The sequence below is a fragment of the Anaerosolibacter carboniphilus genome, from assembly GCF_014205875.1.
Lineage (GTDB): Bacteria > Bacillota > Clostridia > Peptostreptococcales > Thermotaleaceae > Anaerosolibacter > Anaerosolibacter carboniphilus.
Genome location: NZ_JACHEN010000019.1, coordinates 35143 through 60318, shown reverse-complemented (window position 1 = coordinate 60318; position 25176 = coordinate 35143). Strand labels below are relative to the sequence as shown.

At 37.1% G+C, this 25176-nt stretch carries 25 protein-coding genes; all 25 read left to right on the top strand.

Annotated elements, in window-relative coordinates:
• Positions 1–204 precede the first annotated feature (204 nt).
• The 25 genes from HNQ80_RS15195 (at position 205) to HNQ80_RS15075 (ending at position 25164) form a co-directional block, all read left to right on the top strand.
• Positions 205–1665 carry a UDP-N-acetylmuramoyl-L-alanyl-D-glutamate--2,6-diaminopimelate ligase gene (locus HNQ80_RS15195; RefSeq protein ID WP_184311529.1) on the top strand — a complete coding sequence of 487 codons (1461 nt, stop codon included), beginning with the start codon at positions 205–207 and terminating at the stop codon, positions 1663–1665.
• Entirely contained in the window at positions 1665–3062 is a 1398-nt protein-coding gene (locus HNQ80_RS15190) for a UDP-N-acetylmuramoyl-tripeptide--D-alanyl-D-alanine ligase (RefSeq protein WP_184311528.1), read from the top strand. Before HNQ80_RS15195 ends, HNQ80_RS15190 begins: the two co-directional genes overlap by 1 nt.
• 4 nt (positions 3063–3066) lie before the next feature.
• Entirely contained in the window at positions 3067–4038 is a 972-nt protein-coding gene (gene mraY / locus HNQ80_RS15185) for a phospho-N-acetylmuramoyl-pentapeptide-transferase (protein ID WP_184311527.1), read from the top strand.
• Between the two features lie 35 nt (positions 4039–4073).
• The gene (murD, locus tag HNQ80_RS15180; RefSeq protein ID WP_184311526.1) at positions 4074–5438 is read left to right on the top strand and encodes a UDP-N-acetylmuramoyl-L-alanine--D-glutamate ligase; all 1365 of its coding nucleotides are present in this window, start codon (positions 4074–4076) and stop codon (positions 5436–5438) included.
• Positions 5438–6541, top strand: coding sequence for a stage V sporulation protein E (gene spoVE, locus HNQ80_RS15175; RefSeq protein WP_184311525.1), 1104 nt, complete (start codon positions 5438–5440; stop codon positions 6539–6541). Before murD ends, spoVE begins: the two co-directional genes overlap by 1 nt.
• 4 nt (positions 6542–6545) lie before the next feature.
• Positions 6546–7652, top strand: a complete 1107-nt coding sequence (murG, locus tag HNQ80_RS15170; RefSeq protein WP_184311524.1) for an undecaprenyldiphospho-muramoylpentapeptide beta-N-acetylglucosaminyltransferase — start codon at positions 6546–6548, stop codon at positions 7650–7652.
• A 162-nt stretch (positions 7653–7814) separates the two neighbouring features.
• Positions 7815–9068 (top strand): UDP-N-acetylglucosamine 1-carboxyvinyltransferase, encoded by a 1254-nt coding sequence (gene murA / locus HNQ80_RS15165; protein ID WP_184311523.1) that lies wholly within the window; start codon positions 7815–7817, stop codon positions 9066–9068.
• A 62-nt stretch (positions 9069–9130) separates the two neighbouring features.
• Positions 9131–9880, top strand: coding sequence for a cell division protein FtsQ/DivIB (locus HNQ80_RS15160; RefSeq protein WP_184311522.1), 750 nt, complete (start codon positions 9131–9133; stop codon positions 9878–9880).
• Between the two features lie 20 nt (positions 9881–9900).
• A complete protein-coding gene (locus HNQ80_RS15155) occupies positions 9901–10629 on the top strand; it encodes a DUF881 domain-containing protein (protein WP_207727037.1) in 729 nt (242 codons plus the stop codon).
• A gap of 54 nt (positions 10630–10683) precedes the next feature.
• A complete protein-coding gene (locus tag HNQ80_RS15150) occupies positions 10684–11034 on the top strand; it encodes a small basic family protein (protein WP_456298213.1) in 351 nt (116 codons plus the stop codon).
• Between the two features lie 230 nt (positions 11035–11264).
• Positions 11265–12341, top strand: coding sequence for a cell division protein FtsZ (ftsZ, locus tag HNQ80_RS15145; RefSeq protein ID WP_184311519.1), 1077 nt, complete (start codon positions 11265–11267; stop codon positions 12339–12341).
• A 194-nt stretch (positions 12342–12535) separates the two neighbouring features.
• Positions 12536–13453 (top strand): sigma-E processing peptidase SpoIIGA, encoded by a 918-nt coding sequence (spoIIGA, locus tag HNQ80_RS15140; RefSeq protein WP_243183302.1) that lies wholly within the window; start codon positions 12536–12538, stop codon positions 13451–13453.
• A gap of 29 nt (positions 13454–13482) precedes the next feature.
• The gene (gene sigE / locus HNQ80_RS15135) at positions 13483–14214 is read left to right on the top strand and encodes an RNA polymerase sporulation sigma factor SigE (protein WP_184311518.1); all 732 of its coding nucleotides are present in this window, start codon (positions 13483–13485) and stop codon (positions 14212–14214) included.
• 117 nt (positions 14215–14331) lie between these two features.
• Positions 14332–15105, top strand: a complete 774-nt coding sequence (gene sigG / locus HNQ80_RS15130; protein ID WP_184311517.1) for an RNA polymerase sporulation sigma factor SigG — start codon at positions 14332–14334, stop codon at positions 15103–15105.
• A gap of 115 nt (positions 15106–15220) precedes the next feature.
• Complete coding sequence (locus HNQ80_RS15125; RefSeq protein WP_184311516.1) at positions 15221–15502, top strand: YlmC/YmxH family sporulation protein; 282 nt, start codon at positions 15221–15223, stop codon at positions 15500–15502.
• A gap of 119 nt (positions 15503–15621) precedes the next feature.
• Entirely contained in the window at positions 15622–16077 is a 456-nt protein-coding gene (gene nrdR / locus HNQ80_RS15120) for a transcriptional regulator NrdR (RefSeq protein ID WP_184311515.1), read from the top strand.
• A 91-nt stretch (positions 16078–16168) separates the two neighbouring features.
• Positions 16169–16987, top strand: a complete 819-nt coding sequence (gene pgeF, locus HNQ80_RS15115; protein WP_184311514.1) for a peptidoglycan editing factor PgeF — start codon at positions 16169–16171, stop codon at positions 16985–16987.
• 22 nt (positions 16988–17009) lie between these two features.
• A complete protein-coding gene (locus HNQ80_RS15110) occupies positions 17010–17711 on the top strand; it encodes a response regulator (protein WP_184311513.1) in 702 nt (233 codons plus the stop codon).
• Positions 17712–19499: a two-component system histidine kinase PnpS gene (gene pnpS / locus HNQ80_RS15105; protein ID WP_184311512.1), complete on the top strand. Its 1788-nt coding sequence runs from the start codon at positions 17712–17714 to the stop codon at positions 19497–19499.
• A gap of 235 nt (positions 19500–19734) precedes the next feature.
• On the top strand, positions 19735–20607 hold the full coding sequence (locus HNQ80_RS15100) for a phosphate ABC transporter substrate-binding protein (protein WP_184311511.1): 873 nt from the start codon (positions 19735–19737) through the stop codon (positions 20605–20607).
• Between the two features lie 205 nt (positions 20608–20812).
• Positions 20813–21697 carry a phosphate ABC transporter permease subunit PstC gene (pstC, locus tag HNQ80_RS15095; RefSeq protein ID WP_184311510.1) on the top strand — a complete coding sequence of 295 codons (885 nt, stop codon included), beginning with the start codon at positions 20813–20815 and terminating at the stop codon, positions 21695–21697.
• A 1-nt stretch (position 21698) separates the two neighbouring features.
• The gene (gene pstA / locus HNQ80_RS15090; RefSeq protein WP_184311509.1) at positions 21699–22583 is read left to right on the top strand and encodes a phosphate ABC transporter permease PstA; all 885 of its coding nucleotides are present in this window, start codon (positions 21699–21701) and stop codon (positions 22581–22583) included.
• Between the two features lie 15 nt (positions 22584–22598).
• Positions 22599–23360, top strand: a complete 762-nt coding sequence (gene pstB / locus HNQ80_RS15085) for a phosphate ABC transporter ATP-binding protein PstB (RefSeq protein WP_184311508.1) — start codon at positions 22599–22601, stop codon at positions 23358–23360.
• 25 nt (positions 23361–23385) lie between these two features.
• On the top strand, positions 23386–24036 hold the full coding sequence (gene phoU / locus HNQ80_RS15080; protein ID WP_184311507.1) for a phosphate signaling complex protein PhoU: 651 nt from the start codon (positions 23386–23388) through the stop codon (positions 24034–24036).
• A 210-nt stretch (positions 24037–24246) separates the two neighbouring features.
• On the top strand, positions 24247–25164 hold the full coding sequence (locus HNQ80_RS15075) for a YIEGIA family protein (protein ID WP_184311506.1): 918 nt from the start codon (positions 24247–24249) through the stop codon (positions 25162–25164).
• The last annotated feature ends 12 nt before the right edge of the window (positions 25165–25176 follow it).

Here is a 25176-nt window from a genome sequence, read left to right as displayed (position 1 = left end):
AATAGTGGGAATATGTGATATGAGAAAAAATGTCTATAAGATAATTTATCTAGAAAATATGCTATAATGAAACAAAAGCATGATAAGGGCAACTTGAACAGAGTAATATCACTTTGTTTTAAGTTGCCTTTTAATGGGTTTGTTTACGATTTTACCGGATAGTCTATAATACGTAATAAAGAAAAATAAGTAAGGAGAGAGCGCATGAAACTAATAGATGTTATGAAGAATCTGGATATCATCGATTTCGTCGGAGAAAAGACAATAGAGATTAATGGAATTGCCTATGATTCAAGAAAGGCCGATCAAGGCTATGCTTTTGTATGTATAGAGGGTTTGAAAACCGACGGACATCAGTATATTCCCCAGGCAATAGAAAAGGGGGCAAAGGTTCTCGTGGTTGAGAAAGATGTGGAAGTAGCTCCTAATATCGCCGTTATAAAAGTGAAAAATGGAAGAAAAGCCCTGTCAAGAATGGGAGCAAACTTTTATGGAAATCCATCTGATCATATGCGTATCATTGGCGTTACGGGAACCAATGGGAAAACCACAACGACTCATTTAATCAAGCAAATATTAGAAACAAATCGTGTGAATAGTGGATTGATCGGTACTCTTTCGTATAAAATTCTAGATAAGGAGTATAAAGCCAGCAACACTACACCTGAATCTTTAGAGTTACATAGACTTTTTCATGAAATGCTTATAAATGAGGTGAATACTTGCACAATGGAGGTATCATCCCATTCCTTAGAACTTGGTCGTGTAGCCGATGTAGGCTTTCAAATCGGAGTGTTTACAAACTTGACACCTGATCATATGGATTTCCATGGAAGCACTGAAAATTATAAAAGAGCGAAAACAATGCTGTTTTATCAAACCACCGTAGCGAACATTATTAATATTGATGATCCTTATGGAAATGAAATAGCAGAGGAGATTAAAAGATTAAGTACGAATCTGATTCGATATGGTGTGAATAAGCAAGCGGATATTTATGCTGAAAATATACAAACATCATCTAAGGGAACTATATTTACATTGGTTACACCGAAATTTAGTGGAGAAGTTAAAATAAAGACACCGGGGATGTTTTCGGTATATAATGCTTTAGCTGCTATTGGCGTATGTTATGCGTTAGACTTTAGCTTTGATCAGATAAAAGAGGGAATAGAATCTTTTCATGGTGTTTCTGGAAGATTTGAATTAGTCCCTAACACAGGCGATCATACTATTGTCGTTGACTACGCCCACACGCCAGATGCACTTGAAAATGTTTTAAAAACAATACAGGGGTTTGCTGCAGGTAAGATTATCACTGTATTTGGATGCGGTGGAGATCGGGATAAGACGAAGAGACCTATGATGGGTGAAATTGCTGGAAACCTTTCAGATTACTGTGTAATTACTAGCGACAATCCAAGAACAGAGGAACCGCAATCCATTTTAAATGATATAGAAATAGGAATAAAAAGAACACAATGTAAATATAAAATGATACTAGATAGAAAAGAAGCCATAAGAGAAGCAGTTCGTATAAGTAAGGAGAATGATATTGTTCTTATCGCAGGAAAAGGACATGAGACATATCAGATTTTAGGAAATACAGTAATTGACTTTGATGATAAAAAAATAGCGCAGGAGATACTGAGGGAGGAAGTATAATGGCCGCTCTAACAGTGAAAGAAATTGTTCAAGCAACAAAGGGTGAGTTAATAAAAGGTGATCAAGAAGCGTTGATTCATGGTGTCACAATAGATTCAAGGAAAGTAAAAAGCGGAGAATTATTTATTCCATTGGTGGGCGAGCGTTTTGATGGACATAGCTTCATAGGTGAGGTGCTTCTGCATGGTGCTGGGGGTATTCTATGCGATAGATCAAAATATGAAGCTGAGACTATAGATGAAGAACAATGTGTTATTCTCGTAGATGATACACTGAAGGCAATGCATATCTTAGCAAAATACTATATGAGTAAATTTGATATTCCTGTTATTGGGGTAACGGGTAGTACTGGAAAGACTTCAACCAAGGATATGATTTATGCTGTATTATCAAAAAAGTATAATGTGCTAAGAAATCAAGGGAATTTTAATAACCACATTGGTCTTCCATTGACAATGTTTCAGATGGAGAAAGACCATGAGGTTGCTGTTTTTGAAATGGGGATGAGTGGTTTTGGTGAAATTGATTTACTAGCAGAACTAGTACGCCCTAAGATTGCTGTAATTAGTAATATTGGTTTATCTCATATTGAGCACTTAGGGTCTCAAGAAAATATTATGAAGGCAAAAATGGAGATTACCAACTATTTTCAGAAAGGTAGCCGATTGATTGTCAATGGTGATGATGCATATTTGGCTAAGCTACAGCAAAAAGAATTTGAGTTTAATATAATTTACATTGGAGTGTATGGAAGGTATAATTATATTGCTGAAAATATTCAAGATCTAGGCGAATATGGAAGTCAGTTTGATCTATGGATTGGATCCCGGAATTACTCTTTTAAGCTCAAGGTGCCTGGGAAACACAATATCTATAATGCTTTGATGGCAATTGCTATTGGTGTTGAAATGGATGTGGAGATGAGCTTCATACAAGAGGCCCTGGAGGAATTTGGCGGAAGCAAGATGCGTTTGAACATCATGATGACAAAAGAAGGTATTAAGATAATCAATGATGCTTACAACGCAAGCCCTGATTCTATGGTATCTGCCATCTCAGTATTAGATAAAATGATTGCCAATAGAAAAATTGCCTGCCTGGGCGATATGCTGGAAATGGGTGAATATACTGAAAGAGGGCATTATCAAGTGGGTGCTGAAATCATGAATAGACAAAAGATCGATATGCTAGTGACTGTAGGAAGTAGTGCACAGCATATTGCCAAGGGTGCAAAAGAACATGGATTCAATGAGGAACAGATTTTCCTATGTCAAGATAATCATGAAGCCATAGAAATACTAAAAGGGATATTAAAGCATGGAGATGCTGTCCTTATCAAAGGATCTCGCGGAATGAAAATGGAAGAGATCGTTGAGTATATACAAGAGAGGAGTTAAGTAAATGATACAGTATTCACAGCTTGTGGTAACAATCGTTATTGCATTTTTTATAACATTGATTCTAGGACCAATCGCAATTCCATTGTTACATAGATTAAAGGTTGGGCAAAGCATACGAGACGAGGGGCCAAAATCTCATATGTCCAAATCTGGAACGCCGACTATGGGTGGCCTGATCATGATTGCAGCGATTTCGATCACAGCCCTGACTTCAGGAATGTTAAACAAAGACTTATATATGATTTTATTTGCAACAATTGGTTTTGGACTTATAGGATTTGTCGATGATTTTATTAAAGTTGTATTAAAGCGAAATTTAGGTTTGAGAGCGTATCAAAAATTATTGGGGCAAATTGTGGTGGCAGTGCTCATCGCATTATACCAAGCCAACGCATCCATTTCGGGTACAAAGATTTTAATACCTTTTGTGGAGGGAGCGGGAAAATATTTGGATTTAGGGCTGCTCTATGTTCCTTTTATTGCATTTGTTGTAGTAGCTACAGCAAATGGTGTGAATCTAACCGATGGATTAGATGGCCTGGCGGCAGGTGTTACCCTCATTATTTCTTCTTTTTTTAGCCTTGTTGCCATGAACTGGGGATATCCAAGCATAGCTGTATTTTGTGGTGCGTTGACAGGTGCTTGCCTAGGTTTTCTCAGGTTTAATGCTCATCCAGCCAAGGTTTTTATGGGAGATACAGGATCAATGGCGTTGGGAGGCGCGATTGCAACCATAGCGATTTTGATGAATCTGACTTTATTTATTCCAATTGTCGGAGGCATTTATTTTGCTGAAGCGCTTTCCGTAATGATGCAGGTAGCTTCATTTAAATTAACTGGAAAGCGGATTTTTAAGATGAGTCCATTACATCATCACTTTGAGTTATCTGGTTGGAAGGAAACGAAGGTAGTTGTTGTTTTTTGGTCTGTTACACTTTTACTATGCATTGTAGGACTTTTTGGATTAAATTAGGAAAAACATTATATAGATGAAAGCAGGTGCATCTGATGATAATAAGAGGAAAAAGCGTTCTAGTTGTAGGATTGGCTACTTCAGGAATACCAACGGTAAACACACTCATTCAACAGGGTGCAAAGGTTACTGTAAATGATGTTAAAAATGAAGAACAGTTGCATGAAATCATAAATGCTTTAAGTGGAAACGACGTAAGTTATATTCTCGGAGGGCATCCAGAAGATGTAAGCCAGTTTGATATTCTTGTGCTAAGTCCTGGTGTGCCAACAGATTTGCCATTCATCAGCAAAGCAAGGGAGAATGGCATTCTTGTAATTGGTGAGTTAGAACTGGCCTATCGACTATGTATAGGAAAATTCATTGCCATTACAGGTACGAACGGAAAAACCACAACGACGGCATTAACTGGCGAGATATTCAAAAATGCACAAAAAGAAACCTATGTAGTTGGCAACATTGGGGTTGCAGCTATATCAAAGTCTCTAGAAGCAACTAAAGAAGCAGTAATGGTGACAGAAGTGAGCAGTTTTCAGTTGGAAAGCATCATAGACTTTAAGCCCCATATCGCAGCAATACTGAACATCACTCCTGATCATTTAAATAGACATAAGACAATGGAGAATTATATTGCAGCTAAGGCAAATATCTTTAAAAATCAGGAGACAACCGATTTCGTTGTGTTAAATGCAGATAATGAAGAAACATGCGCTTTGGCTGGTCGGACAAAGTCACAGGTGATTTTCTTCAGCCGCAAGCATGATCTTGATGAAGGTGCATTTTTGGTAAATGGTAATATTGTTGTGAAAGAAGAAGGAAAAAACTATGCCGTTGTATGTAGTGCGAAGGAATTGAATATTCCAGGAAACCATAATCTGGAAAATGCCCTAGCTGCTACTGCCATTGCATACTGGGGTGGTATTGATATTCAAATCATTGCCAGAACGCTTAAGGAGTTCAAAGGTGTTGAGCATCGAACGGAAATTATTGCTGAGATTCAGGGAATTCGATTTATCAACGATTCAAAAGGTACAAATCCAGATGCCTCTATCGCAGCAATAAAAGGAATGGAAACGCCTATTATTTTGATTGCGGGAGGAATGGATAAGGGTAGTGAGTTTGAAGAATTGATCCAGGCCTTTGAAGGCAAGGTAAAATATATGATTTTACTAGGTGAGACGGCAAGCAAAATACGAATGACAGGAGAAAAGCTCAGCTTTAATAATAGTATCATGGTAAAAAATATGGAAGAAGCGGTTGAACAGGCATACAAACTGGCAGTCAACGGAGATACAGTACTTTTGTCTCCAGCCTGTGCAAGCTGGGATATGTATAAGAGCTATGAACATCGGGGAGAACATTTTAAAGATTGTGTAGAAAGTTTGAGGAGGTCGCTATAATGACCAAACGGAAACCCAGTGATTTTACCCTAATGATCACAGTACTCATACTTGTTGTAATAGGGATAATCATGGTATTCAGTGCAAGCTATGCCTATGCTTACTTCAGATTAGGAGATGGATATCACTTTCTCAAAAGAGATTTGCTTTGGGCAGTGGTAGGTCTTTGTGGTATGCTGGCAACAATGAATTTCGATTATTGGCGATATAAGAAGATTGCGCCGTTGGGATTTATTCTGAGTCTTGTATTATTGATTTTGGTCTTAACCCCCCTTGGAATTGAGTATAATGGTGCAAAACGATGGTTAGGTGTCGGGGGGTTTACAGTAATGCCTTCTGAAATTGCAAAAATATGTTCAATTTTCTTTGTTGCGGCATCTTTATCCAATAGGCCTGAGAAAATTAAAAATTTTTTAAAGGGTGTAGTTCCTTATTTGGGAATTATCGGTCTTTACTTTGGATTAATTATCCTCCAACCCAACCTAAGTACAGCAGTTACGATTTCTGCAATTATCGTTTCCATGATGTTTGTGACAGGCATGAGATGGGGGCATTTAGCGTTTATGGGTGGAGGCGGAGTAGGGCTGCTTGTGGTAATGATTTTAGCTGAGCCTTACAGGATGCGAAGATTAACAGGTTTCCTTGATCCCTTTGCAGATGCCCGGGATACAGGGTACCAAGTAATACAGTCCCTTCTTGCCTTAGGCTCAGGGGGATTATTTGGCGTAGGGCTTGGAAAAAGCATTCAGAAATATCTTTATATTCCTGAACCACAGAATGATTTTATTTTTGCTATCATCGGGGAAGAACTAGGATTTATTGGCTGTGTGGCAGTAATTATCCTTTATTTACTGCTTATTTGGAGGGGTGTTCGAATTGCCATTAATGCACCTGATCTTTTCAGTTGTCTTATTGCAACTGGTATTACAGCCATGGTTGCTGTACAGGTGATTATCAATATCGCTGTCGCAACGTCCTCCATGCCTGTTACAGGGATACCTCTTCCATTTATCAGTTGGGGTGGAACTTCATTGGCGATTTTCATGACAGCCATAGGGGTAATGTTAAATATCTCAAGGTATGCGAATTTAGATAGGAGCTGAAAAAATGAAGGTACTCATTACAGGTGGAGGAACAGGTGGGCACATCTATCCTGCAATTGCAATAGCGAATAAGATTCAAAGCGGTATGAAGGACAGCCAAATACTATTTGTTGGAACAAAACGGGGTTTAGAAAGCGATTTGGTTCCGAAGGCTGGGTATCAATTAAAAACTATCACTGTTAGTGGGTTTAGAAGAAAGATTTCTTTAGATACAGTCAAGTCTGTAGGAGAACTTTTCAAGGGACTTCAAGAAGCGGCATCCATTATTAAGAGCTTCAAGCCTGATATTGTGATCGGAACAGGTGGTTATGTATGTGGTCCTGTGGTTTTTGTCGCATCTTTAATGAATATTAAAACTATGATCCATGAACAAAACGTAATTCCTGGGGTGACCAATAAAATACTCAGCAAGTTTGTAAATAAGATACTGATCAGCTTCGAAGAATCCAGTCGATATTTTTCAAATAGCAGCAAGCTTGTTACTACTGGAAATCCAGTCCGTAAAGAATTCATTGATTTTGATCGAGAAGTATTCCGAAATGAATTAGGAATTGCCGAGGATAAAATTGTTGTCACATCCTTTGGTGGGAGCAGAGGTGCAGAAAAAATCAATGAAGTAATGCTGGATGTGATGAAGCGATTTAATGATCGAAAAGAAATAATCTTTTATCATATTACTGGTGAAAAGCATTATGATCAAATGATGGAAAAGTTTAAAAATATGGCTTTATCCCATAGCGCAAATCTAAATATACTGCCTTATGTACATGATATGCCCAAATTGATGGGCGCTTCAGATCTAATCATAAGCCGTTCGGGTGCAATCACTTTAGCGGAGATTACTGCTATGGGCTTACCCTCTATTTTGATACCTTCACCTCATGTAACGAACAATCATCAAGAACATAATGGGCGGGTGCTGGAGAAAAATGGGGCTGCAGTATTATTGCTTGAAAAAGATTTAAATGATAAGAATATAGTGGATCTATTACACCTATTTATAAGAGATCGTCAAAGGCTAGTGGAAATGTCCGTAAGGAGCAAAGCCCTAGCAAAGGAAAATGCTACAGAGTTAATTTATGCAAGCATTCTTAAGCTTATTAATGAATAATCTATATAGAATGCTGATATAAGGCTGGAAAAACAAGCTCATGTAACACCTCCTTAAATTATGCATATTATGAGTAATATATTGTGTTTTGTTTTTTAGTGAGATAGAAGCTACAATAAAATAATTTGCATAAATGTTAAGGACTTCTCGGAGGTGGAATATGTGAGCAAATTTGTAATACACGGTGGCAATAGATTACAGGGCGAAATACGGGTTGGTGGTGCAAAAAACGCAGTGTTGCCTATTCTTGCAGCTACAGTACTGAGCGGAAAAGTAAGTATACTGACAGACTGCCCTAACCTAAAAGATGTTCATACAATGATTGAGATCCTAAGGTCTATTGGGTGTAGAATTAGTTTTGAAGATGCAGTGATAACGATTGACACAAGTACATTATCATCCTATGAGGTACCTGAAGGTTTGGTTCGAGAAATGAGATCTTCCATATTTTTAATGGGACCGATACTGGGGAGATGTGGTAAAATTAAGATAAGTTATCCAGGCGGATGTGAAATTGGCCCAAGACCTATCGATCTTCATATCAAAGCCTTAGAAGCCTTAGGTGTCAAGATTACAGAAGCCCATGGTTTTTTAGAATGTGAGGTTCTCGGCTTAAAAGGCTGTGAAATTCATTTAGACTATCCGAGTGTCGGCGCCACGGAAAATGCAATCCTTGCTGCTATTCTTGCTGAGGGAACCACGCGAATTATTAATGCGGCAAAAGAACCGGAGATTGTAGATTTACAAGATTTTCTACAAAAAATGGGAGCCAAAATTCATGGGGCTGGAACCAGTGAAATCATAATCGAAGGTGTAAAAGAATTGCGCGAGGCAGAGCATAGAATTATGCCTGATCGCATTGTAACAGGTACAATTTTAGCAGCTGGTGCAGCTACAGGTGGAGATATTCTTGTTACAAATGCCATTGCCAGTCATGTTCATCCAATAATTTCTAAACTAAAAGAGTGCGGATGTCTTATTCTGGAAAAAGGGGATACGTTGAAATTAAAGGCACCTGAAAGAATAAGAGCGGTGGATACGGTAAAAACCCTTCCTTATCCTGGTTTTCCAACAGATATGCAGGCGCAATTCATGGCACTGATGACGGTTGCAAGAGGAACGAGCTTTTTTACAGAAACTATATTCGAAAATCGTTACAAACATGTAGATGAATTGACAAGGATGGGAGCAAAAATAAAGATCGATGGCAGAGTGGCTGTGATTAAAGGGGTAAAAAAGTTAACCGGTGCCAGGGTTTTTGCTAAAGATTTAAGGGGTGGTGCCGCATTAGTGATTGCAGGACTTATAGCTGAAGGTATAACCACTGTGGAAGATATTGTGCATATCGAAAGAGGATATGAACAATTTGACAAGATGTTGGAGCAGCTTGGAGCAAATATATATAAGATAAAATAAGATGCAGCATAAGCTGCTCTTACTTTAACAACATGATTGGACAAACTATTAGGGTGGTATATATGTATATCGATAGATCAAAAATAGATAGTCGTGCCAAAAAAAATAAATTAAGAATCATTTTATTGATTATGGTGCTGCTATGCGCGGTTACATTTATTATTATCTTTAAAACAGACTTGTTGAGTGTTCAAGGAATTGAGATTTATGGTAATGAAAATCTTACGAAAGAGGAAATCATGCCCAGCGTTGAAAGTACAATGGGATTTAATATATTTAAAGTAAAATTGGATAGCATAGCATCGAGTGTACTAGCAAACCCATATATTAAGACAGTATCGGTAAAAAGAAAGCTACCGAATAAGCTGATTGTTCGGATCAGCGAAAGAAAGGAAGCAGCGGTCGTCCCCTTTATGGGAACTTTCTTGATTATTGACGAGGAGGGTGTAGTTTTAAAATCTGCTCTTCAAACACCGGGATTAAAAAGCATAAATGGACTAGAATTTAGTAATTTTATGGAGGGGTCAGTACTTCATGTTTCTGATCAAGAGCAATTGGAAAAAGCACTTTCTCTTGCAAAAGCCATGAAGTATATAGATGAGGATATTAAAGAGATTAATGTTACGAATAAAAAGAATATGGTGATACGATTCTCAAAAGGCCTGTCATGTAAAATAGGTGAAGGAGAGAATTTAGACTATAAGCTGCAGCTGTTGAAAGGTATATTAGCGGATTTGGATTCAAAAGGGATTACGAGGGGCGTGATTGATATTAGTCATGAGGGGAATCCTAGCTATAGTCCTGTAGAATAGGAGGAAATCGTGTGAAAAGAATGAAAGGGCAGCTGGCTGTGGGAATTGTCTGTTTGATACTTGGACTGGTATTGTCTATACAGTTTAAAAATGTGCAAGGAAGTGATTTGGATTGGGGAGGGTCTACGCAGCAGTTTCAGCAGATATCCAGGGATCTAAAGAAAGAGAAGGAAGATAAACAGCAGTTATTAGGTCAGGTGGATTTACTTCAAAGAAGAATGAAGGAGATTGAGGATAAGGAATCGCAAGAAGATGGGCAGTTGAAGAATTTAAGCGCTGAGCTAGAAAAATATAAAATGATTTCGGGAGTGAGGGCAGTAAAAGGAAAAGGCGTGGTGGTTGTTGTGGATGATCCGCCTATAGGACCTGATCATCCCTCAGATTTAAGTGTTATTATGATTAATTATGATTTGCTATTAAGCCTAATGAATAAGTTAAATGATGCTGGTGCTGAAGCTATTTCGATTAATGACCAGAGGATCGTATCGAATACAGAAATTCATTTGGCAGGTAACAATGTCAACATAAATTCTGTTCCTACTTCTCCACCCTTCATCATCAAGGCCATTGGAAACCCAGATACCCTCGAAGCAGCATTGAATATTCGTTTTGGTATTATATGGCAGATGAAAGATACCTATAATCTTCAAGTTTCTATTAAGAAGGGAGAGGAAGTCATGATTCCTCGTTATGATAAGATAACAAAGTTTATATATGCTAAAACCCTTGAAGATTTGAATCAGCAATAATGAGATAAAATCTATTGTAATATATTATAACAATATTTATTTACGTAGAAGAAGGTGAAAAGATTGATCATTGCAATTATCGGCCTAATTATTGGTGTTGTTCTAGGCCTGTATCTACCAATCACTTATCCAACCTCATATTCCCTCTATATGTCTGTGGCGATATTGGCTGCTCTAGATTCTGTATTTGGAGCGATTCGATCCCATATGGAAAATAGATTTAATTCAACTATTTTTGTCACAGGCTTCTTTGGGAATGCCATCTTGGCAGGTATTTTAGCCTATATAGGCGATCGATTAGGAGTTCCGTTGTATTATGCTGCAATATTTGCATTTGGAGGAAGATTGTTCCAAAACTTTGCAATCATAAGGAGATACTTAATTGAGAGAATCGGCAAAAAATAATTTTTTTTCTTCTGAAAAAAGGATATTTGCTAAGTATGTTGAAATTAGTAATAGTGTTAAATAACTAGTGTATATTTTGTATAAATTTAACATAAATAAACCATTTATGTATGAATTCATAGCTGTATGCAGTAAGACCATAAGGATTTTGTTAAATGAAAATGATATAGCTATAATGACTAAATCTAAATTATTAAATATTTTCATAGCCGTATGAAGGGGGTAATTTTGTGTTAGAATTTGATGTTGATATGGAGCAATTCGCCCAGATTAAAGTTATAGGAGTAGGTGGCGGTGGAAATAACGCTGTCAATAGAATGATTGAATCACAATTGAAAGGTGTTCAGTTTGTCGCGGTGAATACGGACAAACAGGCGCTTTTTACTTCAAAAGCAGAATATAGAATTCAAATTGGTGAGAAATTGTCTAAAGGATTAGGTGCTGGAGCCAACCCTGAGATTGGAAAAAAAGCAGCAGAAGAAAGTAGAGATGATATCTACCAAGCTTTGCAGGGTGCTGACATGGTATTTGTTACTGCCGGTATGGGCGGGGGCACAGGAACAGGTGCTGCTCCTATCGTGGCGGAGATAGCTAAAGAGATGGGTATTCTGACTGTAGGTGTTGTAACAAAACCCTTTACATTTGAAGGAAAAAGAAGAATGCAGCATGCAGAGCAAGGCATTGAGGAGCTTAAGGCTAGAGTTGATACACTGGTTACAATTCCAAATGATAGGCTGCTTCAAGTGGTTGAAAAGAAGACATCTATTGTGGATGCATTTAGAATGGCCGATGATGTCTTAAGGCAGGGTGTCCAAGGCATATCAGACTTGATTGCTGTACCAGGCCTAGTAAACCTCGACTTTGCTGATGTTAAAACTATCATGTTCGAACAAGGATTAGCCCACATGGGTATTGGTAGAGCGAGTGGAGAAAACAGAGCAACCGAAGCAGCAAAACAAGCAATACATAGCCCTTTACTAGAAACTTCTATTGAAGGTGCAAAAGGTGTTCTATTAAATATTACAGGTGGTTCAAACTTAGGTCTGTTTGAGGTAAACGAAGCAGCTGAATTGGTTGCTCAAGCGGCAGACCCTGATGCTAATATTATTTTTGGTGCAGTGATCGATGAAGATTTAAAGGATGAAATAAGAATCACTGTGATTGCCACTGGATTCGAACACAAAGCACCTGCTTCGAAGAATATTATGACGGCGAAAGAAATCCGTCAAGGACACATAAAAGAAGAAGAGATCATCCAACAAAATGATGACCTCGATATCCCAACATTTTTAAGAAAAAAAAGATAGGATAGAGCAACTCAAAGTCCGTTTAGCTAGCTAAACGGACTTTTGTCGTATTATGATAATTTATAGAAATGATTTTTATACATTCGACTTCAAACAATGACAAAAAAATAAATAACCTTCTTATATAATAGACATAAAGCATAGGACAATTGAATAGAAGTATAGCAAGTAGAAGAATCTCCATTATCGGGGGAATGGATATGATAGAGGTTTATGGAGAGTATCTTTTTATTGAAAATCTTTTGATGAATTGGCTGATACTACATCTGACAGCGTATTTTAGCAAGACGAAAGTACCTAAACATAAAGTATGGGTCGGAGCGACTCTAGGTGCTATTTATGCCTTTGTCGTTTTTTTCCCATCTCTTACTTTTTTGTATTCCATGATCATGAAGGTTGTGGTTTCCATGCTGATTATTGTCGTTACGTTTATGCCTTATCACTTCAAACACTTTTTTAAATTATTAGGTATCTTTTATCTTATATCATTCATGTTTGGTGGGGCGGCTTTTGCTTTGTTTTATTTTACAGTTTTCCAGGGATTATTAAGCAATGGGGTCTTTTATATAGGAAATGTTTTTGATACATTCAGCCCAAAACTCCTTATCTATGCAGGGATCATCGCTTATATTCTAATCAAATATTGCTGGGATTATATACAGGTGAAAATTTCTAGAGAGAAGATATATGTTCCCATTTGTATTGAGATAGAAAATCAGAAAAGCCAAGTCAAAGCATTGATCGATACTGGTAATTCTCTTCATGATCCTTTGTCAAAGTATCCGGTAATAATTGTGGAATATGAGGCGATTAAAGACCTACTACCCTTAGATATTCAGGGGATGTTTAACAATTCCTCAAAAGATATTAATTTAGATTTAATTACAGGAATCATTCAGTCCTCACAATGGATGAACAGATTCAGGATGATCCCATTTAAATCCTTAGGCAAAGACAATGGCATGCTAATTGGATTTAAACCGGATTGCGTTGAACTGCAGGATAACAACCATTCAAAATGCATTAAGGAAATTATTATTGGGATTTATACAAGAAAGCTATCTACAGATGGAGATTATCATGCACTATTACATCCTGATTTATTAGCATAAAACATTTCTCGAATGGAGGCGTTATCATAATGAGCATGCTAAAACGATTAAAAATATCCTTTAGAATATATCTGGTAAAAATCCTTAAAGCCATAGGTTTCTCAGAGCCAGAAACAATTTTCTACATAGGTGGAAGCGAAGCACTGCCACCACCCCTAAGTCCAGATGAAGAATTGTTTTTGGTGGACCGGTTGAGTCAAGATGATGGTGCTGTAAGAACGATACTTATTGAAAGAAATTTGAGGTTGGTTGTTTATATAGCAAGGAAGTTTGAGAATACAGGCGTAGGTGTTGAAGATTTAATATCTATTGGAACTATTGGACTTATAAAGGCAGTAAATACCTTTGATCCAGATAAAAAAATCAAATTAGCGACATATGCCTCAAGATGTATTGAAAATGAAATTCTTATGTACCTGAGAAGAAACAGTAAAGCAAAGGCTGAAATTTCTTTTGATGAACCTTTGAACATTGATTGGGATGGAAATGAGTTGCTATTATCCGACATATTAGGAACGGATAATGACCTGATCTATAAATTTCTAGAGGAAGAAGTGGATAAAGAATTGTTGGAAATTGCCTTGAAAAAGCTATCGAAAAGAGAAAAGAAAATTATGGAACTACGGTTCGGATTAAATAATGGTGAAGAAAAAACGCAGAAGGAAGTAGCGGATATGCTGGGTATATCTCAATCCTATATTTCAAGACTGGAGAAAAGAATCATATATAGGCTAAAAAAAGAAATCAATCGAATGACATAGCAGCTTAAGGGCTGCTTTTAAAGTTTTTGGATGAAAAAACAGGTATAAACAAAAAGGTTGACGGCAATAATTTTAAAATGTAGGGGGGCAATAATCCATAGAGCTGGAGGAATTGTCATGCATATAAACAAAGTAGAAATTTGTGGTGTGAATACGTCAAAACTCCCTGTACTAACCAATGCAGAAATGCGACAGCTGTTTAAAAAAATCCACGAAGGCGATATGTCAGCTAGAGAAAAATTCATTCAGGGCAACTTAAGATTAGTTCTGAGCGTTATCCAAAGATTTAACAATCGTGGTGAACATGTTGATGATTTATTTCAAGTGGGATGTATTGGATTAATAAAGGCAATAGATAATTTTGATTTAACGCAAAATGTTAAATTTTCAACCTATGCAGTACCGATGATTATTGGCGAAATTAGAAGATACCTAAGGGATAACAATGCCATTCGTGTAAGCAGGTCCTTACGGGATACAGCCTACAAAGCACTTCAAATAAGGGATCAGTTAATCAATAAGAATTCTAAAGAACCTACCGTGTCTGAAATTGCAAAAGAGTTAAATATTCCTCGGGAAGAAGTTGTATTTGCTTTAGATGCTATTCAAGATCCCATATCGCTGTTTGAACCTATCTATCATGATAGTGGTGATGCCATTTTTGTGATGGATCAAGTAAGTGATGAAAAAAGTGAAGATGAGGTTTGGCTAGAAGGAATTGCGCTGAGAGAAGCGCTGAGAAAGTTGAGTGATCGTGAAAAGTTGATATTAACATTGCGGTTTTTTGAGGGACGTACACAAATGGAGGTAGCTGATGAAATCGGAATATCTCAGGCTCAAGTATCAAGACTAGAAAAAACAGCGTTAAAACATATGAGAAAGTACATATAAAACAAAAGCAGTATATTGCTTTTGTTTTTTTATTCAGATTTATTCATATAACATGAGTCAAGCCTATATATATATTTATATAAAAGTATATGAATAAACGAAAGTAGGTGAAATTATGATTAGTACAACTGATTTGCGCCAAAAAGAAATCATCAATATGGTCGATGGGCGAAGATTGGGGTTTATATCAGATATTGAAGTCAATTTAGAAAAAGGACGTATAGATGCACTGGTTGTTCCTGGACCTGGTAAGTTCCTTGGTTTCTTTGGAAAAGATCATGATTACTATATTACTTGGAATGAGATTCGTAAAATAGGTATGGATGTTATTTTGGTTGAGATCAATGATGTAATTGTAACAAAAGAAGAACAGGATGCTTTTCATGATGAACTTTAACAAGGATGAGAAGATTTTCAAAATGCAAGTGGACATACCATATTTCGTATAATATAATCTAATTAGCACCAGGTGTTGGTGGGTTTGACCAATACATCAAGCTGCAGGAGGATTAGGTGATGAATTGTCCATTTTGTGAATATTTCGAAACGAAAGTTGTAGATTCAAGACCTACAGAAGAAGGACAGGCAATTCGACGTAGAAGAGAATGCGGGAAATGTAGAAAAAGGTTTACGACTTATGAAAAGGTAGAAGAAATACCGTTGATGGTTGTGAAGAAGGACGGCACCAGAGAGGCATATAATAGAAATAAAGTTCTAAATGGCATCATTAGAGCCTGTGAAAAGCGACCTGTATCCATGAAGCATATTGAAGCGATCATTGATGATGTTGAAAGAGATATGCATAACACCATGGAAAAGGAAATTACCAGTACCTACATTGGTGAACTGGTGATGAACTGCTTAAAGGATTTAGACGAAGTAGCCTATGTACGATTTGCCTCTGTTTATAGACAGTTTAAGGATATCAATACATTTATGGAAGAACTAAAAAAGCTATTGAATGAAAAGTAGAATATTCGATAAAGAGGGGGCAAGTTGTGATACAACTTGCTATTCTTTATTCCAGAGTAATACAAAAATATTATATCGAGGAGAGGATAAGATGTTTAATAGCCTCAAAATAAACCATTATAACAATTTATCTTATTTTACAATACCGTCTTTCGAAGCGTCTGGTCTGGTAACCCATTGCTTTACCAGTAGAATAGGAGGTGTGAGTGATGGGGATAATACCTCCCTCAACCTTAGCTTTAAAACAGGCGATACGGTGGAAAACGTTCGTGAAAACTATAAAATTGTCTGTGATGCTTTAAATATTCCAGTAGAGAATCTGGTATTATCAGATCAAGTTCATAGTGATCGAATTAGAATTGTGAGAAGTGAAGATCGAGGTAAAGGCATTCTATTAAATAGTGATATACAAGGAATTGATGCCCTCGTCACAAATGAGAGAAATATCGCTTTAGTGACACTATATGCAGATTGTGTACCTATATTTTTTTTAGATCCTAATAAGAAAGTTATCGCTTTGGCCCATGCTGGATGGAAAGGAACAGTACTTAAAATAGGTTCAAAAGTAATCAAAACTATGATTGAGAAATTTTCCACAGATCCACAGGATTGTGTTGTCGCTATAGGACCTTCCATAGGAAAATGCTGCTATGAAGTGGATCAGGTTGTGATTGATCAATTTAACAAATATTTTACAAACCCCAGTAAATTTGTAATTTCCAAGGGAGATAATAAGTACATGCTGGATTTATGGGAAGCAAATAAATCTGCCCTAGAGGAAATAGGTATTTTAGAAAGAAATATAACAATAGGTAAGATATGTACACAATGTAATCATGATATATTGTTTTCCCATCGTGCTGATAGAGGTAAGACGGGGAGAATGGCAGGAATTTTACAGCTTAGATGAAGATGCAGAAAGGAGAGATTTTATGAGCAGAAAGAAAGTCCTGGTAGTAGATGATGAACAGCATATTGTGGAACTGATTCAGTTCAATTTAGAAAATAGTGGATTCGATGTTACCACCAGCGATAATGGGGAAGATGCGATTCGGTTGGCCGTGGAGGAAGTTCCCGACGTAATCATCTTGGATTTGATGTTACCAGGAATAGATGGTTTCGAGGCATGCAAGAAAATCAGAAACAACGAGAAAACCAGTAAGATTCCTATTATTATGCTTACAGCAAAAAGTGAAGAAACGGATAAAGTACTAGGGCTAGAGCTAGGTGCTGATGATTACTTGACAAAGCCTTTTAGTGTAAGGGAACTGACGGCGAGAATAAAAGCAGTGCTGAGGAGATTCGAGGAAGTTCCTAAAGAAGTTGGAAAAATTATTAAAGTCCATGATATTGTTATTGATACTGAGAAGCATGAAGTGATGAAGGGATCGAAAGTTCTTGAACTTACATTAAAGGAGTTTGAGTTGTTAAAGATCCTTGCAGAAAACCGTGGAAAGGTATTATCAAGAAACCTTCTATTAGATGAAGTGTGGGGATACGATTACTTTGGTGAAACAAGAACTGTGGATGTTCACATAAGGCATCTACGGAAGAAAATTGAAGATAATGACCGACACCCAGTATATATAGAGACGATAAGAGGTATTGGCTATAAAATGAAACAGGTGAAATAGATGCAACGGAAGATATTTATAACATATACAATTCTATTATTGGTAGGTATTATCATTTCTGGGGTTCTTACCTTAGGCTTTATGAAGGGCAGTTATATAGAAACTATTGAAAGAACCTTGGTGAGTAATGGTAATTTGGTAAATCAGTTTGTAGAGGATAGAATTAAAGAAGATTCTTTCTATCAGATTGAATTTCCTGAGTTAGCCAATAGGTATGCAAAACAAGTAAATGCAAGGGTAACGTTTATTAATAATAATGGTATCGTAATTGGAGATTCAGAAATTCGCCCTGAACAACTTCCTAATATTGAGAGCCATCTATATCGCCCGGAGGTCCAAGAAGCTTTAAACGGGAAAATTGGCAAAAGCAACCGCTACAGTACAACGACTGAAAGTAACTATTTATATGTGGCAATCCCTATCATTATTGAGGAGCGGATCTATGGTGTAACGCGATTGGCATTCCCGTTGGTAGAGATTGACAGATTAAATATGAGGCTACTACAAAATACCCTGATTGCAGCATTTTGTGGTGCCATTGTTGCCACAATTTTAGGATATCGTTATGTAAATAGTGTAACGAAGCCTATTAAAGAGATTACTCAAACTGCTCAGAAAATTGCAAATGGAGATTTTAAAAATAGAGTGTACGTAAAGAGTAGTGATGAAATTGGTATTTTAGCAGATACATTTAATATTATGGCAGCAAAGCTGAATGAAACAATCTCAGAACTTTGGGATAAGAATACGAAGTTACAGTCTACTTTGAGCAGTATGAATGAGGCTCTATTTGCGGTGGATAATGGTTATAAGATTATTCTTATGAATGCGGTAGCCAAATCTTTGTTCAAGATTGACGCGGATGATGTGATTGGTAAGCATATACTAGAAGTAATTCGAAGTAATAAGCTTCATGATGTGCTAAAGGATATGTTGAATACCCAGAGTATTGGACAAAAGGAAATTGCTATAGACTATCCAGAGACAAAGATCTTAAAAATTTACACGAACTTTATTCGATTGGATGTTGATCCAAATCGAATTATTGGCATTATGGCCTTGATTCAAGATGTAACGGAAATGAGAAAGTTGGAAAACATGAGATCTGAATTTGTTGCAAATGTGTCCCATGAATTGAAGACACCGCTGACCTCAATTACTGGATTTATTGAGACATTAAAAGGCGGAGCCATAGAAAATGAGAAGGTTAGAAATAGATTTCTAGATATTATTGAAATAGAGACGGAAAGATTGCGAAGATTGATAGATGATTTGCTTAGCTTATCGGCCATAGAGAACAATAAATTTCCCCTTACCCGTGAGGAGATCAGTGTGAATGAGGTAATTATGGAAATTAATAATATGGTCGAAGGACTCGTTCTTCAAAAGCATATTCACTATGTCACGGAGATTGAATCAAGCTTGCCAACGATCATCGGAAACCGGGATCGGTTTAAGCAAATGATGCTAAATCTCATTGAGAATGCCATGAAATATACGCCAGATCATGGTGTTGTGAAGGTCTTGGTTTACAAAAAGTATGATAATATTTTTTTAGTGGTAAAGGACACTGGGATTGGTATTCCCAAACAGGATATACCGCGATTATTTGAGCGATTTTATAGGGTAGATAAGGCGAGATCAAGAAAGGTAGGAGGAACAGGTTTAGGCTTGGCTATCGTAAAACACATTGTGATGTCGTTTAATGGGGACATAAGAGTGCAGAGTGAAATCGACAAGGGAACAGAATTTACTGTCCGCATTCCTATTATTGAGCAAAAAAGCTAGTTTTCTAGCTTTTTTATTTTGGGAGAAATTCATATACTGTCGGCGTCATAAGCAGTTGCGATAGCAACATGCGATTTTGTAGATGAATTTACGGGGATTTAACATTTCTTTTATGTTGTCTTAACATACCCCTACTATACTATTATTTGTGAGCAGGAATAAAAAAGGTTCACAAATACAGGGAGGAAAGAAACTTTAGATTTTGAAATAGCAAAATGAATGGGGGAAATTAAAAATGAAAAAGATTTTATCATTGGCACTTGTACTTATGTTAGCAGTAGGGTTGTTAGCTGGATGCGGTCAAAAAGCACCTGAACAGCCACAACAAGAAGCAGAGCAAGGGGAAGCAACACTAACGGGTAAGGTTGTTATTGCTGGTTCTACGTCAGTACAACCATTGTCAGATGAATTGGCAGCAGTTTTTAAAGAAAAGAATCCAGATGTTCAAATAGAAGTGCAAGGTGGCGGTTCTAGCGTAGGTGTTAAATCAGCCATCGATAAAATTGTTGACATTGGTATGTCTTCAAGAGAACTAAAAGAAGAAGAAAAAGCTGCAGGACTGAAAGAATATGTAATAGCAAAAGATGGTATTGCTGTAGTTGTTAACCCAACAAGTAAGGTTGAAGATTTGACAATTGAGCAAATTAAGAAAATATTTACTGGTGAAATTACGAACTGGAAAGAACTTGGTGGAGAAGACAAACCAATTACAGTTGTATCAAGAGAGGAAGGTTCTGGTACAAGAGGTGCATTTATTGAAATTACAGGTGTAGAGGGTAAAGATGCATCTGGAAACAAAGCGGATTTAACAACAAAAAATGCTTTAGTACAGCCATCAACAGGAGCTGTTAAGCAAACCGTAGCGAACACACCAGATTCCATTGGATATGTTTCAATGGGAGCGTTGGACGATACTGTGAAGACTGTTAAAGTTGAAGGTGTTGAAGCTACAGAAGAAAATGCAAAAAATGGCACATTCAAAATCTCAAGACCTTTCTTATACCTAACAAATGGCGAAGAAAGTGATGTAGTAAAAGCATTTATTGAATTCATCATGAGCGCAGAAGGTCAGGAGATTGTTGGGCAAGAATTCATTTCAGTTAAATAAATCTGATTCATTCAGAAATTGAGATAATCCTCCCATTTTCTCATAGAAAATAAAGACGGTTAAGCCGTCTTTATTTTTTTAGCTTTTTTCAAAAATAGCACGCTTAAAACATTTAACATAGATTTAACTTCAGCTTAATCTTTCACTAACGAATTGCCAATAAAATGATAACTGGGAATGAAAGATATCTGGAGGGAGACGTACCATGAAGAAGTATGAAAAAGCAATAGAAATGATACTTTTTATTAGTGCCACAGCAGCAACATTATCCGTTTTTCTAATTACATTCTTCATCTTTAGGGAAGGATTACCATTACTACTTGATTATGGTATTCTGAACTTTGTATTTGGATCGAATTGGGCTCCGACCAATGGTAATTATGGAGCCTTACCGATGATCATCGGTTCAGTATCTGTGACAGTGGGTGCGCTTATCATAGGAGTGCCAATGGGTATTGCATGTGCCATCTTTCTAGCTGAAATTGCTCCGAAGCCCTTGGTAAAAGTATTTAAGCCTGCTATAGAATTGCTAGCTGGGATACCATCCGTTGTTTATGGATTCTTTGGATTATCTGTATTGGTGCCAATGATCCGAACGTATGTCTTGCCAATTGTTCAGAAATTTAATCCAGATGCATTTACATCAGGATATAGTATATTGGGTGGGGCCTTGATCCTTGCTGTGATGATTTTACCTACAATTATTAATATCTCTGAAAACTCAATTCGGGCAGTGCCGACTGAATATAAACAAGGCTCTCTAGCATTAGGTGCTTCTCAGTTCGAAACCATTTCAAGAGTCATCGTACCTGCAGCAAAATCTGGCATTATTGCTTCCGTTGTTCTTGGCATGGGCAGAGCGGTGGGAGAAACTATGGCAGTAATTCTAATTACAGGGAACATGCCAAAGATACCAGGAAGTCCGTTGGACTCAGTTGCTACCATGACGGGAACAATTGCTATGGAGATGGGTTATGCAACACCAGTGCATCAAAAGGCCCTTTTTGCTACTGGAATTATACTATTCATATTTATCATGCTGTTAAATGTAACAGCTACCTTTACAACAAGAAAGTTAGGGAGGGAATAAAATGATGGAGATGCAAGCTAGTAAAATAATGGTATCTAACAAAAGAGTAAAGATTAACATAAAGGAAAAAATATCTTACATTGCTATATACCTCGCTGCTCTGTTGACACTTGTGGCTTTGGTATCGATTATAGGCTATGTCTTAATGAACGGTTTGAAGTATCTTGATTTTGATTTTTTTATAAAGGAACCTAGCAGCATGGGTAGAGAAGGAGGTATTTTCTCAATCATCGTAGGAACATTTTATTTAACAATAGTGTCTATTGCGATTGCAACGCCCATTGGAGTGGCGGCTGCAATTTATCTTACAGAGTATGCCAAAGAAACGAAGCTGGTAAAAATAATCCGCTTTGGTACTGAGACCTTGGCGGGCATTCCATCCATTATATTTGGTCTGTTTGGTTTTGTATTCTTCGTAATATTGCTGGGATTCCGATGGTCTATTCTATCAGGTGGATTAACCCTAGCGATCATGATCCTACCAACATTAATACGTACGACAGAGGAATCATTAAAGACTGTACCTCAATCCTTTAGAGAAGGTAGCCTGGCCCTTGGAGCCACAAAATGGCAGACCATTATAAAGGTAGTTTTACCAAGTAGTATATCTGGGATATTGACAGGATTAATTCTAGGAATTGGTCGAGCCGTTGGAGAAACCGCAGCGGTTATGTTGACGGCAGGAAGCTCTTTAGGGGTACCGATGTCTATTATGGATCCTACGAGAACGATGTCTGTACATTTATATTTGTTAGCTTCTGAAGGATTATCAAAAGAAAAGACATTTGCAACGGCTACGGTCTTAATCATATTTGTAGTACTTATAAACTTGAGTGCTAATATTTTAGCCAATAAGTATATGAAAAGAACAAAGATTGAAGCTTAGAAGGGGGAAAGAAAGATGACGAGTAGGACGAAAATTAAGGTAAACAATTTGAATCTTTTTTATGGTGATTTTCAAGCCTTAATAGATATTAATTTGGATATTATGGCAAACAAAGTGACGGCTTTGATAGGACCTTCAGGCTGCGGTAAATCCACCTTCATTAGAACTTTGAATCGAATGAATGATTTGATAGATAATGTGAAGATCAAAGGCGAAATTCTTTTGGATGGCGCAGATATCTATGATGATAGATGTGACTTAATACAGCTTAGAAAGAGTGTTGGAATGGTTTTTCAGAAACCGAATCCTTTTCCAAAGACAGTATATGAGAATGTTGCATATGGGCCGAAAATCCATGGGGTGAAGAATAAATCAACGCTTGATGAGATTGTAGAGAAAAGTCTTAGAGGAGCTGCACTATGGGATGAGGTGAAGGGGCGATTGGATAAACCCGCCCTTGGACTCTCAGGTGGTCAGCAGCAAAGACTATGTATAGCAAGATGCTTAGCAGTTGAGCCAGATGTATTGTTGATGGATGAACCAACCTCAGCATTAGATCCAATTTCCACTTTGAAAATAGAAGATTTGCTCGAGGATCTGAAAAAGCAATATACCATTGTTATTGTTACCCATAATATGCAGCAGGCAGGAAGAGTTTCTGATTTCACCTCCTTTTTCTTAAATGGTGAAATTATAGAAACAGATTTAACAGATAACATTTTTTCTAAACCAAGGGATAAGAGAACAGAAGACTATATTACGGGAAGATTTGGTTAAAAACAATTTTGGAGGGAGAAAAAGCATGCCGAGAGTACATCTAACAAGTGAATTGGAGAAATTGCATAACGATTTATTGAAAATGGGAAGCATGGTAGAGGAAGCCATTTTAGATGCAATAAAATCATTAAAAAACCAAGATGTTATATTGGCTCAGAAGGTGATAGATGGCGATAAAGTTATCAATACCCTAGAGGAAGATATTGAAGACAAGTGTATAAAGCTCATTGCGACACAACAACCTATGGCCATTGATCTAAGAGAAATATGCTCCATTTTGAGATTAATTGTTGACTTAGAAAGAATGGCAGATCACTCAGCTGATATTGCCAAGACGACGATTCGACTAGCAAATGAGAAGTATGTAAAGCCCCTTGTTCGTATTCCTAGAATGGCTGACCTAGCTGCAGAAATGGTAAAGCATTCCTTAGATGCTTTTGTAAAAAAAGATGTGGAATTGGCAAAAAAAACATGGACTTTGGATGAAGAGATTGACGCTCTCTATAAGGATGTGTACAACGAGTTGATTCTAATTATGATAGAGGATCAAGATACAATTCCTCAATCCACATATTTTCTTTTCATATGTAAGCATATTGAAAGAATTGCTGACTATGCCAAAAATGTTTGTGAAAAGGTGGTATATATTCAAACTGGAGATTATTGGATGGCTTAATATTTCAATTTATATAAAAGCAACCTTTGTAATGAGAGGTTGCTTTTCTTTTTTGTAGGCAACAATTACAAATATATGATTGCTGTAGAAGGAATAAAAAAGCGAGTGAGAGAAAAACTTACTTTTATAGATACTCAGCCTATAAATTCTTTTTTATCACACATAATAAAGAAAGGAAAATTGTATGGTTTCAAAAATAGGAGGGGAATTATGGAAAACTACAGTGTGGTGATTCTACCATCTTTGGTAATGGGGTTGCTTGCTAGATTATATATGATACGAATTGATCATAGGCAATATCCAAGTTATCCGCAAGGCTTGTTATCCCATTTGACACTAGGAGTTATCGCAGCTGGCTTAGGAGCTGTAGCGCTGCCAGCTTTGTTGAATAAAGAATACAGTGCAGTTACATTTTTAGCTCTTGCTGCCCAGCAATTTAGAGATGTGAGAAGCATGGAAAGGCAAAGCTTAGATAATATTGAACCGACAGAGCTGGTTCCAAGGGGCACAGCTTACATAGAGGATATTGCGAAGGCCTTTGAAGCTCGAAATTATATGGTAATTATAACGGCTCTGATGACCAGTATTGCCATTTATTTTACCCATTGGATCAAACAGCCAAGAATGGTCCAAGTAGTGGTAGGCATATTAACAGGCTTGCTCATTATGATCCTTTTAAAGGGAATGCTAAAAAGGCAAAGCATTGCAGAAATTGCAGATGTGAGAATAGGAAAAATTTATTTTGAGGGGCCTTTGCTAATGGTAAATGGCATTGTCATTATGAATATTGGTTTAAAAAGCACAAGAAAAATTTATGAAGAAAAAGGAGTTGCGGTAGAGATTATACCCAAGGATGTGGATGCCAATGCAACCTTGGCCAATACAGGACAACGACAAGCGATTCAACATAATGCGGCAGTTCATCTTGGTATACAAAAGGATGTGGATGAGCCTGAATTTACCCCCATAGCGAGAAGAAATCCCCAAAATGGAAATCTAGTCATGGTAATGGTGCCTGCTGAGTCGAATAGTGAATTATTAATTGCTGCTGTAAAAGGAACTCCTGTGTTAGAGACTGCAAAGAGAAAGCCATTCAAAGCAAATGGTGCAGCTAATTTTAAAAGTTAGATGAGAGGAGAG

Excerpts from the sequence above, each read along its gene's own strand:
- pnpS (WP_184311512.1), top strand. The coding sequence starts at position 17,712 with ATGCAACGGAAGATATTTATAACATATACAATTCTATTATTGGTAGGT.
- HNQ80_RS15190 (WP_184311528.1), top strand. The coding sequence starts at position 1,665 with ATGGCCGCTCTAACAGTGAAAGAAATTGTTCAAGCAACAAAGGGTGAG.
- pstA (WP_184311509.1), top strand. The coding sequence starts at position 21,699 with ATGATGGAGATGCAAGCTAGTAAAATAATGGTATCTAACAAAAGAGTA.
- spoVE (WP_184311525.1), top strand. The coding sequence starts at position 5,438 with ATGACCAAACGGAAACCCAGTGATTTTACCCTAATGATCACAGTACTC.
- murG (WP_184311524.1), top strand. The coding sequence starts at position 6,546 with ATGAAGGTACTCATTACAGGTGGAGGAACAGGTGGGCACATCTATCCT.
- HNQ80_RS15125 (WP_184311516.1), top strand. The coding sequence starts at position 15,221 with ATGATTAGTACAACTGATTTGCGCCAAAAAGAAATCATCAATATGGTC.
- pgeF (WP_184311514.1), top strand. The coding sequence starts at position 16,169 with ATGTTTAATAGCCTCAAAATAAACCATTATAACAATTTATCTTATTTT.
- spoIIGA (WP_243183302.1), top strand. The coding sequence starts at position 12,536 with ATGGATATGATAGAGGTTTATGGAGAGTATCTTTTTATTGAAAATCTT.
- HNQ80_RS15110 (WP_184311513.1), top strand. The coding sequence starts at position 17,010 with ATGAGCAGAAAGAAAGTCCTGGTAGTAGATGATGAACAGCATATTGTG.
- murD (WP_184311526.1), top strand. The coding sequence starts at position 4,074 with ATGATAATAAGAGGAAAAAGCGTTCTAGTTGTAGGATTGGCTACTTCA.
- pstC (WP_184311510.1), top strand. The coding sequence starts at position 20,813 with ATGAAGAAGTATGAAAAAGCAATAGAAATGATACTTTTTATTAGTGCC.
- phoU (WP_184311507.1), top strand. The coding sequence starts at position 23,386 with ATGCCGAGAGTACATCTAACAAGTGAATTGGAGAAATTGCATAACGAT.
- HNQ80_RS15160 (WP_184311522.1), top strand. The coding sequence starts at position 9,131 with ATGTATATCGATAGATCAAAAATAGATAGTCGTGCCAAAAAAAATAAA.
- sigG (WP_184311517.1), top strand. The coding sequence starts at position 14,332 with ATGCATATAAACAAAGTAGAAATTTGTGGTGTGAATACGTCAAAACTC.
- sigE (WP_184311518.1), top strand. The coding sequence starts at position 13,483 with ATGAGCATGCTAAAACGATTAAAAATATCCTTTAGAATATATCTGGTA.
- HNQ80_RS15195 (WP_184311529.1), top strand. The coding sequence starts at position 205 with ATGAAACTAATAGATGTTATGAAGAATCTGGATATCATCGATTTCGTC.
- pstB (WP_184311508.1), top strand. The coding sequence starts at position 22,599 with ATGACGAGTAGGACGAAAATTAAGGTAAACAATTTGAATCTTTTTTAT.
- nrdR (WP_184311515.1), top strand. The coding sequence starts at position 15,622 with ATGAATTGTCCATTTTGTGAATATTTCGAAACGAAAGTTGTAGATTCA.
- HNQ80_RS15100 (WP_184311511.1), top strand. The coding sequence starts at position 19,735 with ATGAAAAAGATTTTATCATTGGCACTTGTACTTATGTTAGCAGTAGGG.
- HNQ80_RS15075 (WP_184311506.1), top strand. The coding sequence starts at position 24,247 with ATGGAAAACTACAGTGTGGTGATTCTACCATCTTTGGTAATGGGGTTG.
- HNQ80_RS15155 (WP_207727037.1), top strand. The coding sequence starts at position 9,901 with ATGAAAGGGCAGCTGGCTGTGGGAATTGTCTGTTTGATACTTGGACTG.
- mraY (WP_184311527.1), top strand. The coding sequence starts at position 3,067 with ATGATACAGTATTCACAGCTTGTGGTAACAATCGTTATTGCATTTTTT.